Genomic DNA, 15,747 nt, shown 5'->3' on the forward strand with positions numbered 1-15,747 from the left:
ACACGAGACCGGAACGGACGCCCTCCGCCGCGTGATCATCCGATCCGGTGAACGTTTCCGGTCACTGCCAGCCTCGGAACAGCCTGAGCCGGTCCTCGCCGACGCGCTCCCTGAGCGCGTGGTCCTCGACGCCGAGGTCCTCGGTGGGCGCCAGGGCGAGCACGCCGACCTTGCCGACGTGCTCGTTGAGCTGCACGGCGCGGGCGGCGGCGCCGGTCTCGGTGAGCGGGTAGACGGCCGACAGGGTGGGATGCAGCAGGCCCAGCGAGAGCAGCCGGTTGACCTCGTGGCACTCCTGGTAGTTCGCCCCGTGGGAGCCGACGATCCGCTTGAGCTTCATCCACAGGTGCCGGTTGTCGTAGGCGTGGTCGTAACCGCTGGACGACCCGCAGGTGACGACCGAGCCACCGCGCCGCGCGACGTAGACGGAGGCGCCGAAGGTGTCCCGGCCGGTGTGCTCGAAGACGATGTGTGGGTCCTCGCCGACCTGGCGACGGACCTCGGCGCCGAACCTCCGCCAGGCCTTCTCATCGTCGAGGTGCTCGAACTGCGAGCGGTCCACGACGTGTTCGCAGCCCATCCTGCGGAGCAGCTCCGCCTTCTCCTCGGAGCTGACGACGCCCACCGGGATGCCACCGCCGTTCCGCACCAGCTGCACGCCGTACGCGCCGAGCCCGCCGGTCGCCCCCCAGATGAGCACGACGTCGCCCTGCTTCATCCGGGAGCCACGCTCGCTGACCAGCATGCGGTAGGCGGTGGAGGCGCACAGCATGTTGCAGGCGGCCTCCTCCCAGGTCAGGTGTCCGGGCTTGGCCAGCAGCTGGGTGGACTTGACCACCGCGAACTCGGCCAGCCCGCCGTAGTTGGTCTCGAACCCCCAGGCGCGCAGGTCGGAGCCGAGCATGGAGTCGGAGTGGCTGATCGGGTCCTGCTCGTCGACGTAGGCGGGCGAGACGACGACCCGGTCGCCGATCTTCCAGTGCCGTACCGCGGCGCCCATCCGGACGATCACTCCGGAGGCGTCCGAGCCGAGCACATGGAAGTCCTTGTCGTGCCGGGGGTCCTCGCGCCCGAACCGCTCCAGGAAGGCGAAGGTGGGGATCGGCTCGAACATGGCCGTCCACACGGTGTTGAAGTTGATCGCGCTCGCCATGACGGCGACCAGCACCTCGTTGGGACCGAGCTCCGGCATGGGCACCTCGCCCACGTGGACGGATCTGGTGATGTCCTTGTCGACGCCGTTCACACCGTGCCTGCTCCGGCCGAACATGCCCACCTCGCCCTTGCGGGTGTGCGCGGCCCTGAAGGTGGTGGGAACGTCGAGCCGCGCGAGCTCTTCGGGATCGGCGCCGTCGACGACGGCCTGTGCGAGGGTCATTCCTGGCCTCCAAGGTGAGCGGCGATGACTTCGACGTGCGGCGGATCGAGCAGGTTGAGGTGGTGCGAACCGGGGATCGTGACGATCTCCAGCGCCGGGCTGAACGGGCCGAACCCCCGCGTCGGGTCGTCGGCATGGGTGTAGCGGACGTCCTCCACGGCCCACGGGGTCGGTTCCGTCGAGCGGTAGAGCAGCACCCGCCCCGGATAGCTCCCCGCCCGGTACGCCTCCAGCGCCCGGGTGTCCTCGTGCGAGGTGATCTGGTGCCGCAGGATGGCCTCCCCCAGCAGGTCCAGCACCCCCGACTCGGCGACGCGCGCCTCCACCAGCGCGAGCTGCCCGGCCTCGTCCAGGGCCGCCAGCTCCTCATGGACGAGGTCGACCCGCACCCCGTAGGTCTCGTCGAGATAGGCGGCGAAGTCCGCGTACCGCCGCGCGACGATCTCCGCCCGCCCTGCCGCCTCGACCTCGTCGGGCAGACCCGAGTCGATCATCGCGACCAGTTCCACGTTCTCCGCGCCGAGCCGCCGTGCGATCTCGAACGCCAGGACCCCCCCGAACGACCAGCCCCCCAGCCGGTAGGGACCGGAGGGGCACACCTTCCTGATCTCCGCCACGTACCGGGCGGCCCGCTCCTCGACCCCGGCCTCGGGACCGAACACCCCCAGGTCCGCCGGGCGCTCCAGCCCGAACACCACCTGCTCGGCGCCGAGCAGCCCCGCCAGCAGCGAGTACACTCCCGTGGTCCCACCCGCCGGATGCCCCAGGAAGAGCGGCACCCGCTCCCCCGCCTCCGTGGGGCGGGCCGCCAGGTAGGCGTGGGCGGCGGGAGTGAGCGGGCGGACAAGGCCACGGGCGGCCTCCTCCTCGTCGATCTCCCGTACCAGGTCGGCCACCTGGGCACCGGTCCGCAGGCCGGCCCGTTCGCCCTCGCCCTCCCCCTCGCCCGCGGCGAGCGCGCGGCCCGTCTCCCGGCCGAGGACGTCGAGCAGGACCGGCAGGACGTCCTCGGGGATCTCCTCGGTCACCCCCGGCTCGCGCCCGAGTATCCGGGTGAGCGCGGCGACGACCTGCCGCTCCGCCGCGTCCCTCGGCTCCACCTGGCGGGCCGGGGCCGCCGTGCCGCCCAGGCCGAGCTCCGCGGCGACGGCCATGGCCACGTCCCCGAGGGTCGCCCCTTGCAGCATCGGCGCGGCGGGCACCGCCACCCCGAAGTCGTGCTCGATCGTGCCGCGCAGCCGGGTGGCCGCCAGCGAGTCGAGGCCCGCCTCGGTGAGCACGGTGTCCTCCTGGAGCCAGGCGGCGTCGACCCCCAGCACCGCCGCCGCGCGCTCCCTGATCTTGCCGACCACGACCTCGACGGCTCTGCCCGGCTCCATGCCGGCCAGGGCCTCGGCACCCGCCCAGCCTCCGGCGTTCGTCCCCGTGCCCGCCAGGTCGGCGAAGTACGGCATGCGCGCGATGCCGGGGAACAGCTCGACGGCGGTCGCCACGTCCAGCCGCAGCACGCCCGCCGCGTCCGCCTCGGCGGCGAGAAGCGCCTCCAGCGCCTCGACTCCCTCGCCGGGTGTGATGGGCGAGACGGCGGGCAGCGACGCCTGGCTCGCCCCGCCGACCTCGGCCCAGGTACCCCAGTTGATCGTCGTTCCCGGCAGTCCCTCGGACCTGCGCAGGTCGCAGAGCGCGTCCAGCCAGGCGTTCGCCGCCGCGTAGGCGGCCTGGCCGGGCGAGCCGAGCAGCGCGGCCGCCGAGGAGAACGCCACCCACCAGTCCAAACTCGGCTGCCTGGTCGCCTGGTGCAGTGCCAGACCACCGTGGACCTTGGCCGACCAGACCCGGTGCAGGTCCGGCGAGCCCACGTCGACGACGAGACGGTCGTCCAGCACGCCCGCCGCGTGCACCACGCCCCGGAGCCGCACCCCTCCGTCGGTCACGGCCCTGACCAGCCGTACGGCGACCCCCGGCGCGGCCAGGTCGCCGGTCACCACCTGGACGTCGACGCCCAGCTCGCGCAGCCGCTCGATCTCGGCGGCCCCCTCGGCGGAGGGCCCCGACCGCCCGCCGAGCACGATCCGCCCCGCGCCCCGCCCGGCCAGCCAGCGGGCCACGACCAGCCCCAGGCCGCCGTACCCTCCGGTGATCAGGTATCCCCCGCCGCGCCGTACCACCTGCGTCGCCCCGCGCCGCCCGACCGTGCCGGTGCCGCCCGCCAGGTCGGGTACGGCGGCGAGGCGGGCGGTGTACCGGATGCCGAAGCGCCAGGCGACCTCGTCGTCCGGCTCGTCGGCCGCCAGCTCCGTCAGGAGCGACTCCGTGTCGTCGACGTCCACCAGGCAGGCTCGCAGCTCCGGATGCTCGAAGGCCAGGACCCGGACCAGCCCGCGCAGCGCGGCGGCCCCCGGGTCCCCCGGCTCCCCGTCCAGTACGGCCTGTGCCCGGTCGGTGACGATCCTCAGGCGGGTCCCGGCACCACTCCCGGCACCACCACCGGGCCCCTCCCCGGGCCTCTGCGCCACGAGTTCGCGGACGGTCGCGGTCACGGCGAGGAGCAGCGCCTCGCTCCCCGCCGGGGTCAGGCCCGCGGGGACGAGCAGCACGACCTCGTCACTCGGCGGCATCCCGGCCGGGGACGACGGTACGAGGCGGGTCGCGGCGTGCGGGGCGGGTCGCTGGGCCGGTACCAGGGGCGAGGCCGCGGCAGGAGGCGGGGAGAGGCGGGGCATCGTGAGCGTGCGGGCGATGTGTCCGGCGGCGGCGAGCCCGGCGGCCAGGCGCTCGGCCCGCGGGTTCTCGTCTCCGGCCAGGATGAGCCAGCCACGGGCCCGAAGGGAGTCGAGTCCCCTCTCCGCGGGCCGATCATCGGTCCCCTCCTCGGTGGCCCAGACCCGCCTCACCAGCTTGCCCGCCAGGGGCACCGGTAGCGCGTCGGCCGGGACGTCCCTGGCCAGCAGCCCGACCGGGGTGCCGTCCGGCTCCAGCAGCTCGATCTCGACCGGCGTCCCCGCCGGTACGCGCAGCCGCCCGGCCAGCTCGGCCGGGCTCGGTACGGCGGCGACGACGGGCGAGTCCGCGACGATGTTCGCGGTGCCGTAGCGGACCCAGACCCCGGCGGCGTTCCTGGCGTCGATCTCGACCTCGCCCGAAGGGGTGAGGGTGGTGGTGACCGTGGCGGGCAGCGGCAGGAAGCCGTTCAGGGTGACGTCGGCCAGCTCGGCCTGACCGTACACGGCGAGGGCCGCCGCCTGGGCCAGGGCCGCGACCGCGACCAGCGGCATGACCGGCAGGCCGTGCGGCCGCCACGCCGCGGGCTCCAGCCGCCAGGGGACGTCGGACAGGTCGTCCAGCGTGGTCGTCCACACGTGCCCCGCCGGGCTCTCGACGTGCACCCCGAGCAGCGGATGGGTGCCCGGCGGGAGCGCGGACGACCTGGCGGCGGAGATCCAGTGGCGTTCGTGCCGCCAGGGTGACGGTGGCACGTCGGCGAGCGTGCCGGAGCGGGACGGCAGCAGCGAGGGCATCGCGACCACGGTCGCGGCGAGCTGGGCGCGGATCTCCTCGTCGTGGCCCCGGCGCAGGGAATGGGTGATCACCGTTCCGGAGGGAAGGCTCTCGCGCAGCGCTCCGGCCAGCACCGGGTGCGGGCTGATCTCGGTGAAGAGGGTGTGACCGTCCGCCGCGGCGGCCCTGATCGCGTCGAGCAGGCGAACCGGGCGGCGGACCCCTGCCGCCCAGTAGGCGGGCTCGAAGGTCGGCACCTCGCGGGGGTCGTCGAAGACCGTCGAGTAGAACGGGAGCTCCGGCTTGCCGCCCGCGATGCCCTCCAGGGCCTCGCGGAGCCTGGGCAGCAGCGGCTTGACCTGCGGTGAGTGTCCGGCGCCCTCGGCGGTCAGCATCCGCGCGAGCAGGCCGCGGGCCTCGACCTCGGCGGCGAAGGCGGCCAGCCGGTCGGGGTCGCCGGTGACGACGCACTGCCTGGGCGAGGAGTACACGGCGACGTGCAGGTCACCGGGCACCTCCTCGGCGGGCACCTCAAGCACCGCCATGGCCCCGCCGCCGCCGATCGTGCCGAGCAGCGCGGCCCGGCGGCAGATCACCCGTACCGCGTCCCGCAGCCCGATCCCGCCCGCGACCACGGCGGCCGCGACCTCCCCCATGGAGTGCCCGACGACCGCCGCCGGCCGTGTCCCGTACGCCGTCCACAGCCGGGCCAGCGCCACCTGCACCGCGAAGATCACCGGCTGCGCGACGGCCACCCCCGGCGCGTCCGCCCCCTCGGCGATGATCTCGCGTAGCCGGACGTCCGTCTCCTCGGCGAGCATCGGGTCCAGTTCGTCGATGGTCCGGGCGAAGACCGGTTCCTCCGCGTAGAGGCGGGCGCCCATGCCCGCCCACTGCGATCCGTAGCCGGAGAACACCCAGACCGGCCCGAGCCCTCCGGCCAGCGCCGCTCCGGTGACGCCCGCCCCGTCCCGTACGGCCCGCAGCCCGGCGACCAACTCCGCCCGGTTCGCGGCCACGACCGCGGCCCCCGCCCTGCCCCGCCCCGCCCGCCGGGCGAGGGTGTGCGCGACGTCGCCGAGCGAGACCTGCCGCCGAGCCCCCACGGCGGGGGTGCCCTCGACGGCGGGCGCGTCCGGGGAGGCGGCATCGGGCCGGGCGGGCTCGGCGAGTTCGGCGTCGGCCCAGTTCGCGAGCGTCCCGGCGTGATCCCTGACCCGCTCGGGAGACACGTCCGTGAGCAGGAAGATCTTCGCTGCCGGTCCCTCGGGCTCCGGTTCCCGCCACTGCGGGGCGGGTTCCAGGACGGCGTGGGCGTTGGTGCCGCCGAAGCCGAAGGAGGAGACACCCGCCAGGGGGTACCCGTCCGGCCAGGGGGTGGGGGCGGTGACGACCCGGAGATGTTCCCAGGGAATGTGCGGGTTGGGCCGGTGGAAGTGGAGGCTGGGCGGGATCACCTCGTGATGGAGGGCGAGGACCGTCTTGATCAGGCCGGTGATCCCGGCGGCGGCCTCCAGGTGGCCGAGGTTGCTCTTCGCTGAGCCGAGGAGCAGCGGCGCGGTACGGCCCTCGCAGAGGGCGGCGGCGACGGCGCGGGCCTCGATCGGATCGCCCAGGAAGGTGCCGGTGCCGTGCGCCTCGATGTAGCCGGGACCGCCCAGCCCCGAGTAGACGCCGCGCAGGAGTTCCTCCTGGGCCTCGGGGTTGGGCGCGACCAGCCCGTTCGACCGGCCGTCCTGGTTCACCGCGGTGGCGCGGAGCACCGCCATGACCCGGTCGCCGTCCCGCTGGGCGTCGGAAAGCCTCTTGAGCACGACGACCCCGCAGCCTTCGGCCCTGACCATCCCGTCCGCCGAGGCGTCGAAACTCTTGCAGCGCCCGTCGGGCGCGGTGCCGCCGCCCTGGTCGAACGCCATGGTGATCACGGGTGAGAGCAGCAGGTTGACCCCGGCGGCGATGGCCAGGTCGCTCTCCCCCGACCTGAGGCTGCCCGCGGCGAGGTGTGTGGCGACCAGCGAGGATGAGCACGCGGTGTCGACCGCCAGGCTGGGCCCGCGCAGGTCCAGCAGGTAGGAGAGCCGGTTGGCGGCGATGCTGAACGCCGCGCCCGTCGCCGTCCAGGCGTCCACCTTCGCGGTGTCGGCCGTGGTCAGGTAGGCGTACTCGTTGCCGGATATACCGACGAACGCGCCGGTACGGCTGCCGCGCAACGACCGAGGCGCGACGCCCGCGTGCTCCAGCGCCTCCCAGGCCGTCTCCAGCAGCAGCCGCTGCTGCGGGTCCATGGTCTCGGCCTCGCCGGGGACGATCCCGAAGAACTCCGCGTCGAACCCGGCGACGTCCTCCAGGAAGCCGCCGTGCCTGGTCGTCCTGGCCAGCGCCTCGGCGGTGCGGGGGGATCCGTCGTCGAAGGGCTCCCACCGGCCCTCGGGCACCTGGCCGACGGCGTCGCCGCCGGCCATGAGCAGCCGCCAGAAGTCCGCGGGGCCGCGTACCGAGCCGGGGAGGCGGCACCCGACGCCGATCACCGCGATCGGCTCGTCGGAGACGACCGGTCCGGCCTTCTCCGGGGCGGTCCGCGCGCGGGGCGCGAGCCCCCTGGCCAGGCGGTTGATCGTGGGATACTCCCAGACCAGCGTGGGTCCCAGCTCGCGGCCGAGGAGCACCTCCAACTCCCCCGCCACCGCGACGGCGTCGCGGGAGGAGAGCCCGAACTCCTCCAGGGGACGGTCGGGGTCGACATCCGCGGGGGACAGGCGACAGCGGGTCGCGATACGCCCCGTGAGGAAGCGGCGAATCTCGTCTTCACCGAACAGGTCCACGTGGCAGCTCCAAGAACACCCGAGGTGGTCGGCAAACTTACCCAGACATATCCGGATAAGGGAGCCATGGCAGACCACAATCCATCTCGGCGTTTTATAACGAACGTGATAACGCGCGATATCTGATGAGATTTGTGGTTAAAGCGCAAGTAGCAACGTCATTTCGTTGCGAATGCTCATAGCTGAGCGGCGACCATCCCGCCTAGGGTCGCCTGCCACGGCCACTGTCTCCAGGCCGGGTGGAGGAACGACCATGCGACCTGCTCGACGCGGACTTCTGGCACTGGCGACCGCGCTCGTCGTCGGATTCCCCTCGACCGCGCACGCCGCCCCGGCCTGGGCGTCGGCACCCGGCGACAGGAGCGGCGAGGCAGGCGCGGCGGTCGAGACCGCTCCGGAGGTGAAACCCGCGGGGGGCAACGCCTTGATCGCGAGACCGGGGGGCAGGACCGCCTCGGCGGTGAGACAGGCGGCGAAACCGCAGCCGAGCCCGAGCCCTTCCGCCGGCAAGGGTGGCAAGAGCCCGTGGGGGCCCTGGCCTGCCGCCAGGCCGGGCGCCGCGCGCGTGGTCAAGGAGATCTGGCTCGGCCCGCGCATGCTCGACCTGCAGATCTCGTCACCCTCGGTCAACGCGACCCTGCCGGTCCGCGTACTGGTGCCCAAGGGCTGGTCGAAGGGCGCGCGCCGCACCTGGCCGGTCCTGTACCTGTTGCACGGCGGCGCCGACGACTACACCTCGTGGACCCGAATGACCGACATCGCGAGCATGACCGAGAACATGGACGCGATCATCGTGATGCCCGAGGCGGGCCGGGCGGGCAACTACTCGAACTGGTACAACAAGGGCAAGAGAGGCGCACCCGCCTGGGAGACCTTCCACACCTCCGAGGTGCGCCGCCTGCTGGAGACCGGCTACCGCGCGGGGAGCCGCCGCGCCGTCGCGGGGCTCTCCATGGGCGCGTACGGCGCGATGAAGTACGCCGCGCTGCACCGGGGGATGTTCCGCTTCGTGGGCGCCTACAGCGGCATCATGTCCACCCGCCTGCCGGGCATCCCCGAACTCATCATGAACGCGCAGGCCTCCGAGGGACAGGATCCGCAGGCGCTGTGGGGCGATCCACTCAGGAACCGGGACGTCTGGAAGGCCAACGACCCCGCCGCCCACGCCAGGAACCTGCGCGGCATGGGCATCTACATCTCCAGCGGCACGACCAGCAGGCTGGGCGAACTCGACCCGCCGGGAGCCCCCTGGAGCCCGGCCCACCTCGGCGAGCCGATCTCCGCCTACACGGCCAGGGACCTGATCGCCAAGCTCCGCTTCCACGGCGTCAAGCCCGTGGTGCACCTGTACAAGGACGGCACCCACAGCTGGCCCTACTGGGAGCGCGAGTTTCGCAACTCCTTCCCGATGATCCTGTCCGCCCTGGGCCTGAAGGCCGCCCAGGACGACGACTCCGCACCCCGGGAGCAGGAGAACGAGAACGTCTGGAACCTGCTCGGCGGGACGTGAGAGCGGGATGTGAGAGCGGGACGCGCGGCGCGCCGGCGACACCGGCCGGCGACACCGGCCGTCGGTCCCGGCCGGACGATCCGCTGCCGGTGACGCCCCCCGGCGGCGTTCGGCGGGCCCCCGGGGAACGCCGCCGCCGAAGAGGCGGACCCGCCCCTGACGGAACGCCCCTCCTGTCGAACCCTCATCGCCGACCCGGTGGCGTGTTGACTCACCGTTGACCAGCCAATAACTTTGAGTAGTTGTTTCAACACCCAGCGTGGCGAACGTTCGAGGTCGCGCGTCAAACCCGGCGTTCCGTAACGGACGCCGGACGCGGATCCCCTTCCCGCAGGCGACTTCCGGTCTTACCCGCGAGGTCGTCCGGTCGCGTGCCGTCGTGTCCCCGCGAAGGGTGACCCGCGGCTCTCGCCTGACCGTCTCGGGGGAAGCGCGCTCACACAGGAAGAGGCAGCGACACTTGATGAGGAGCGCATTCAGCGGACGTGCCGGGGGCGCGCCGCACGACTCGCGCGGGGCCCGGCATCCGGTGACCGTCATGGCCGAGCAGATGACCGATGTCTTTCTCGACCTCGGTTACCGCGTCGTCGAAGGACCCGAGGTCGAGGCCGAGTGGTTCGCCTTTGACGCGCTCGACATGGACGACGACCACCCCGGCCGCGCCCCCGACCGGGTCTTCCACCTCGAAGACCCCGCTGAGCCCGGCGGGAGGTCCGGCCTCGTGCTGCGCACCCGCACCTCGCCGGCGCAGGTACGGGCGATGCTCGGCAGGACCCCGCCACTCCGCCTGGTCTGCGCGGGCCGCGCCTTCCGTCCCGACGCGGCCGACACCATCCACAGCCCGGTGTTCAACCAGGTCGAGGGCCTCGCCGTCGACCTGGGGCTCACCATGGTCGACCTGAAGAAGACCCTCGACCACTTCGCCGCCGCCGTGTTCGGCAGGGGCGCGGTGACCCGGCTCCGCACCCACCGGTCCGCCTACACCGACCCGTCGGCGAAGGTGTACCTGGAGTGCGCGGTCTGCCACGGCGTCCGAGAGGACGTCTCAGGAGAGGTCTCCGCGGGCCCGTGCGGGACGTGCGGCGGCGGGGGATGGGTCGAGTGGGGCTGGTGCGGCACGGTCCGCCCCCGGGTGCTGACCACCTGCGGCGTCGATCCGCACAGGTACGGCGCGTTCGCCTTCGGTGTGGGCGTCGAGCGCACCCTGATGCTCCGGCACGGTCTGAAGGACATCCGCGACATCGTCGGCGGCGACATCCGCTTCCCGCTCGGGATGGATGAGTTCGTCCCCGGCGGCAGGCCCGGGCCCGCTCCCCGCCCCTGGAGCACGGCCACCACCCGGGCCGTGCCGGCCGCACGGGCCGTGCCCGATTTGGAGATCATCCCGCTGACCCGAGGCGGTCACGGCAGGAGAGGCCCGCGGGGACGGGAGGCCGGCGGAGGGCTCACCCGCTCGCAGAGCCTGCGACGGCGGATCGGGCACGCGCTGGCGGGGGCGGGGTACGTCGAGACGCCGCGCTTCCCCTTCGTCTGCGACGCCGCGTGGGACGCCTTCGGCCTGGCGCCCGACGACCCGCGCCGCGCCACGCTGACGCTCAGGAACCCGATCAGCCCGCGCGAGCCGTCGCTGCGCACCACGCTCCTCCCCGGGTTGCTGGCCGCGCTGGGGCTCAACCTCGCCCTGGGAAATCACCACCCGGCGCTCTTCGAGCAGGGGGTGGTCTTCGCACCCCCCTCGCTCCTGGCGGACCGCCACCCCACCGCGAGCCGGCTCGACGCGCTGAACGCCACCGTCCCAGCCCAGCCCAGCCATCTCGCCATCGCTCTGACCGGCGAGTCGTCGTGGGCCCGCGCCGTCGACGCCGGGCGGACGGCCGCGCACGTCATGGGGGCCGGCCTGATCACGCGCCCCACCGAGTACGCGCCCTGGCTCCCTGGACGCTGCCTGGAGCTGCTCGCCGACGGGGCGGTGCTCGGTCACGCCGGCGAGCTGCACACCGCCACGGTCCAGGCCCTGGGCCTGCCACCGGGGACGAGCGTCATGGAGATCGATCTCACCGCACTGGAACATCTCACCGATCGCGGAAGCGCGTGACGTCCTGCCCGTCCGGCCTGGTGGTCATCGGCGTCCGGAAGGGGACTTCAGCGCTCGCCCCGCACGGTACCGGTGAGACCGGCCTGGGCCGCCTCACCGGGAGATCGCGGGAGTGTGTCAGGTGGTCGCGAGATAGATCTGGCCGAAAGCCTCGGAGAGCTTCTTGAGGTCGGTGGTCACGTCCACCTCGGGGTTGGCCGGGTCGTAGACGGCGGCCAGGCGGCGCTGGATCGGGGTGAGCTTCTTCAGCTGGTCCCAGGCGGTCAGCCGGTTCACCGCGCCCTGTGCGTCCTGGACGCGGGTCCAGACGTTCACCTGCTGGGCGGCGCCGTCCTTGACGGGCACCGACAGCCGGGAGGCGAGCTGCTCATCGGTCACCTGGCCGACGAGACCGGTCTCCTCCGCGGCGATCTGGGCCAGGACGTCCCATGACCGGGCACGGACCTGGATCCACTGGTTGCGGTGGGCCTGCTCGGCGTCGATCTTCCAGGTGTCGTAGCCGCCGTACAGCAGGCCGCTGTCCAGGGAGAGCTGGTCGACCCGGCCCGCGATCAGCGGGGACTCGACCTTCTCGGGGGCGAGCAGCGGATACCGCTTGCGCATCTCCGCCTTGCAGGTGTCGTTGGCGCCGCAGGCGAGCTCGGGGACCACGGTGTGGATGCCCAGCCGCTTGCCGGGCGCGGCCTGGCGGAGTGCGTCGGAGGCCGCGGTGACGAACTCGGTGATCTCCGCGTCCGTCTTGAACGTGCTGTTGTAGCCCAGCTGGGAGGTGAACCTGATGCCCGCGACCTCCGGACGCGCGGCAAGCGCGCCGATGCGCTTGACCGCGGCGGTGAAGGTCTCGGTGCCCGCCTTCCAGTCGTCGGCCAGTTCGGTGTCGATCCAGACCCTCAGCTGCTGGGCCTTCGCCGCGGTGATCGCCTGACCGGCCGGAGTCAGCGCGGCCGCCGCGACGGCGGGGTCCTGGGTGCTCGTGGAGGTCGGCTTGGCGGCACCGGTCAGTTCGGATCCGCTGACGGTGCCGTCGCCGCCCTGGTCGTGCCCGTCGATCGAGCACTGCTGGCCCGCCTCGCACTCGGGCGCGCCGTCCTCTCCCGCGCCCTCGGGGAGGGGGGAGTTCTCGTCGCCCTCGGCGCCGCCGCCGGGCGGCTCAGGGCAGGCGCCGGCCGAGCAGTCGATGAACTTGCCGTCGACCGGGTTGGCCTCCCTGAGATGGGCCGCGTCGTCGCTGCCCCAGAAGAGCGCGACACCGAGGGCCTCCTCCGGCTTGGCCAGCCAGTGGCACACGACGTAGGCCGGGGTGTCGGCCCCCATCAGATCGTTGCAGCTACGGGGATCGTCCTGCGAGTACGCGGCCCCGGGCGTCATGATTCCGACGAGTGCGAGCGCGGCGCCGACGGCGAGGGCCCGGCGCAGAGTAAGTCGCATGTCCTGAACTCCCCGGATGAAGCTGGTCAAAACGATCGATCCTCACTTTACCCAGATCGCAATGGGCTCAACAGCCCCGATCAAGGACACACAGGACTTCGATACCTTCCGGCTGATCCGGCGTTCCACGCGGGCAGGAGCCCGCTCGCCCGGGACCTCCCGGGCGAGCCTGACCCACCGGCCGATGGCCCGGTGGGACAGGCCCTCCGCTCACCCCGGCGAGCCTGCCGCGGCCGTCAGTTCTCGACCGGCACCGTCACCAGAAGCGATGTGCCCTCCTCCTCGGAACTCGTGATCGTCAGCCTTCCGCCGAGCGTCTCGACGCGGTCCCTGAGCCCGATGAGCCCCTGGACCGTGTGAGACAGCTGCTCCCTGAGCTCCGTCATCTCCGGCGGCACTCCGGCCTCCACCGTGCGCAGTTCGAGCCCGAGCGAGACCAGTCGCTGCTGGGCACCGTCGTGCAGGTCGCGCTCGATGCGCCGGCGGGTCCCGTCGGACGCGGCGACGAGGCGCGCCCGGGAGGCGGCGAGATCGGCGCGGGCCTGCGCGTTCGAGATGGCGGTCGCGATCAGCTCGGTGAAGTCCGTCATCCGCTCCTCGGCGCCTTCGAGCCTCGGCTCCCAGCGGCTGTAGAAGGCGAGCAGCACACCCCACAGCGAGCCGTCGACGATCACGGGAGAGCCGAGCGCGGAGGTGATACCCATCTCACGGGCCCACTTCAGGATCGTTCCCGAGGTCTCCTCGTAGTTCGTCACCCGTGCCGGTTCTCCCGTCCTCAGCACCATGCCGGAGACGACCGTCTCGTTGATCGGCCACTGCGAGCCGAGAGGCATCACCTTTCTCACGTCCTCCCGGAGGCTCCACGTGCCCACCACCGTCGTGTGGCCGGGGTCGTAGCGACTGACCGACACGTGGTCCGCCTTCATGAGGGAGCCCATCTCGCAGGCGACCGCGTTGAACAGCTCCGTCGAGGAGATGCCCCGTGCCACGAGCGTCGCGACACGCCGCAACGTCGCCTGCTCCCGCGCGATCCTGCTGAGCTCGTCACGACTGGACGCCAGGACGGCCCCGACGTTCTCTCGATCGCGGGCCGCCCGCAACAGCGCCTCCAAGGAGGGCGGCATCCGGTCGCGCAGACGTGTCCGGACGTCCTCCGGCACACCGGCGGGAAGGACGAGCACGCCGATCCGGCTGCCGCTCTCCACGAGCGGCAGAACCTCGCCGTCCCCGTCGGCGAAGACCTCCTCAAGCCGGATCTCCAGGCCCGGTGCCCCCAGTTCCTGTGCCAGGAGGCGCGAGGCCGGGGGCAGCGCCGCGCTCAGGTTCTCCGTACACAGCAGGATGTGGGCCAGTCGCACGGTGAGGTCCGCCTCACGGCGACGTTCGCTGGTCTGGATGCCCAGTGAGCGCACCCGCGCCGCGATCAAAGTGGTCGCCAGCCCGACAAGCAGGAAGATCGGAAGCGGGGTCCAGAGCCAGCGCTCCCCGGGGAAGAAGCCCCACAGGGGAGGAAGGGTGAAGTAGTCGAAGGCGACGGCGCTGGCCAGCAGGGTCACCATTCCGGGCCACAGGCCCCAGACGACCGAGACCAGCAGAACGCCGAGCAGGTAGATCCCGCCCAGGAAACCACCCGGTATCAAGCGGGCCAGAAAAAGGGAAAGCAAAACCTCCGCCGCGATGCACACGGCGCCGCATACGATCCCCAGCACGAAGGATTGACGCTTTGTGTACGGCAATGACGACAGCCGCCACTCCCGCATAACTACTAAGATACTCGCATGTCAACGAGATATTTCACACTTCGCTCCGGACCGTACCACGCCCGGAGGATTTACCACCAAAGGTCCAGAGTATTTGGAATTCACCAACCCTTAAGTGGCCATTCTTTTAATGACGGGTCCGGCGGGAGGAACACCACGGAAGGGTGATGATCGTGCACGAGAACCGGATACGCGTAGCAGTGGCGGACGATGACGTGCTTTTCCGCGAGGGGGTGTCGAGCCTGCTGGCCCGCTCGGGTCGGCGACTTCATGGAGACGCTTGAGCGCGTCGCCCAGGGCGGCTCGGTCGTCGATCCGAGCCTGGTGCGGGAACTCATCAAGACCCACCGCAGGGACGATCCGCTGGAGCTTCTCACCGCGCGCGAGCAGGAGGTCCTCGCCCTGATGGCCGAGGGTCGCTCCAATGCCGGCATAGCGAGCAAACTCTGGATCACCGAGGGCACGGTCGAGAAGCACGTGCACAGCATCCTGTCCAGGATGCGGATACCGGGATCGGGAGACGACCACCGCCGTGTCCTCGCCGTACTGGCCTTCCTCGAAACCCGCTGCCCCGGACCGCCTCCCGGGGAACGACCCGGTGCGACCTGGAGGCCCGATGCGGGTCCGGGGACCTGTGAGGCCGATGAGAGCGGGCCGGTGGGACCGATGGGACCGGCTTGGCGTCGCGGGTGGATCCGGCGGGAAACCCGCGGGGCACGCCCCGGGTCAGGTGGGGCCCGGATCCCCTTCGTCGCAGGCTTCCCGGAGAATGTCGCGGATCGCCGCCCCGGAAAGGGCTGACTTCGACAGGAACGCGACGGCGGGACTGGCCACGATCATGTCCGTGAAGTCCTTCTCGGCGTGGGTCGAGATCAGGATGATGTGCGGGCGGCCCTCGGGTGACACCCGCGCGAGCCGCTGGGCGACGTCGAAACCGTTCTCCTCACCGAGATCGACGTCGACGAGCGCGACGTCCGGCCGGGAGTCGCCGATCTGCCGTAGGGCCTCGTCGCTCGCGGAGGCCATGCCAACCACGGCGATCCCCTCCCGCTCCAGCAGCGCACGGGCGGCACGGCGGAAGTGATCACTGTCATCGATGATGAGACACCTTATGGCCACATGTCGAGAATCGCAGGAAAGCTGGGCCGGCACATTGCAGCTAGTGCCGTGACCGCATAGGTTCACCGGGTTGAAGTCGAACTGGTCCTCGTCGCCCGTGTGCCCCTGGCAGGATCTTGCCCATGTTCGAAGAGAAG

8 protein-coding genes are annotated in these 15,747 nt (G+C 72.0%); 3 read left to right on the forward strand and 5 right to left on the reverse strand.

Annotated elements, in window-relative coordinates; translation table 11 throughout:
- Positions 1-61 precede the first annotated feature (61 nt).
- Together ccrA and IG98_RS0134870 are read right to left on the reverse strand one after the other, a co-directional pair.
- On the reverse strand, positions 62-1,378 hold the full coding sequence (ccrA, locus tag IG98_RS0134865) for a crotonyl-CoA carboxylase/reductase (protein ID WP_030922269.1): 1,317 nt from the start codon (positions 1,376-1,378) through the stop codon (positions 62-64).
- Positions 1,375-7,698 (reverse strand): type I polyketide synthase, encoded by a 6,324-nt coding sequence (locus tag IG98_RS0134870; RefSeq protein WP_030922271.1) that lies wholly within the window; start codon positions 7,696-7,698, stop codon positions 1,375-1,377. The genes ccrA and IG98_RS0134870 overlap by 4 nt, the downstream gene beginning before the upstream one ends.
- A gap of 253 nt (positions 7,699-7,951) precedes the next feature.
- On the opposite strand from IG98_RS0134870, the gene IG98_RS0134875 reads away from it, so the two are divergent.
- Together IG98_RS0134875 and IG98_RS47650 are read left to right on the forward strand one after the other, a co-directional pair.
- Entirely contained in the window at positions 7,952-9,208 is a 1,257-nt protein-coding gene (locus tag IG98_RS0134875; protein ID WP_051753337.1) for an alpha/beta hydrolase, read from the forward strand.
- A 463-nt stretch (positions 9,209-9,671) separates the two neighbouring features.
- Complete coding sequence (locus IG98_RS47650; RefSeq protein WP_051753338.1) at positions 9,672-11,303, forward strand: tRNA ligase subunit PheS family protein; 1,632 nt, start codon at positions 9,672-9,674, stop codon at positions 11,301-11,303.
- A 117-nt stretch (positions 11,304-11,420) separates the two neighbouring features.
- Here the strand turns inward: IG98_RS47650 and IG98_RS0134885 are convergent, their stop codons facing one another.
- Both IG98_RS0134885 and IG98_RS47655 read right to left on the reverse strand, forming a co-directional pair.
- Entirely contained in the window at positions 11,421-12,731 is a 1,311-nt protein-coding gene (locus tag IG98_RS0134885; protein ID WP_157594694.1) for a hypothetical protein, read from the reverse strand.
- A 236-nt stretch (positions 12,732-12,967) separates the two neighbouring features.
- Positions 12,968-14,491, reverse strand: coding sequence for a DUF4118 domain-containing protein (locus tag IG98_RS47655; protein ID WP_084195872.1), 1,524 nt, complete (start codon positions 14,489-14,491; stop codon positions 12,968-12,970).
- Positions 14,492-14,761: 270 nt separating this feature from the next.
- On the opposite strand from IG98_RS47655, the gene IG98_RS0134895 reads away from it, so the two are divergent.
- A complete protein-coding gene (locus tag IG98_RS0134895) occupies positions 14,762-15,292 on the forward strand; it encodes a response regulator transcription factor (RefSeq protein WP_030922286.1) in 531 nt (176 codons plus the stop codon).
- Here IG98_RS0134895 and IG98_RS0134900 read toward each other — a convergent pair.
- The gene (locus IG98_RS0134900) at positions 15,218-15,643 is read right to left on the reverse strand and encodes a response regulator (protein ID WP_245651847.1); all 426 of its coding nucleotides are present in this window, start codon (positions 15,641-15,643) and stop codon (positions 15,218-15,220) included. The two genes, IG98_RS0134895 and IG98_RS0134900, sit on opposite strands and share 75 nt — an antisense overlap.
- Positions 15,644-15,747 lie beyond the last annotated feature (104 nt).

The sequence above is a fragment of the Streptosporangium amethystogenes genome, from assembly GCF_000721075.1.
GTDB lineage: Bacteria > Actinomycetota > Actinomycetes > Streptosporangiales > Streptosporangiaceae > Streptosporangium > Streptosporangium amethystogenes.

Coding starts and splice junctions, on each gene's coding strand:
- IG98_RS47655 (WP_084195872.1), bottom strand. CDS start 14,491: ATGCGGGAGTGGCGGCTGTCGTCATTGCCGTACACAAAGCGTCAATCC.
- IG98_RS47650 (WP_051753338.1), top strand. CDS start 9,672: ATGAGGAGCGCATTCAGCGGACGTGCCGGGGGCGCGCCGCACGACTCG.
- IG98_RS0134895 (WP_030922286.1), top strand. CDS start 14,762: ATGGAGACGCTTGAGCGCGTCGCCCAGGGCGGCTCGGTCGTCGATCCG.
- ccrA (WP_030922269.1), bottom strand. CDS start 1,378: ATGACCCTCGCACAGGCCGTCGTCGACGGCGCCGATCCCGAAGAGCTC.
- IG98_RS0134885 (WP_157594694.1), bottom strand. CDS start 12,731: ATGCGACTTACTCTGCGCCGGGCCCTCGCCGTCGGCGCCGCGCTCGCA.
- IG98_RS0134875 (WP_051753337.1), top strand. CDS start 7,952: ATGCGACCTGCTCGACGCGGACTTCTGGCACTGGCGACCGCGCTCGTC.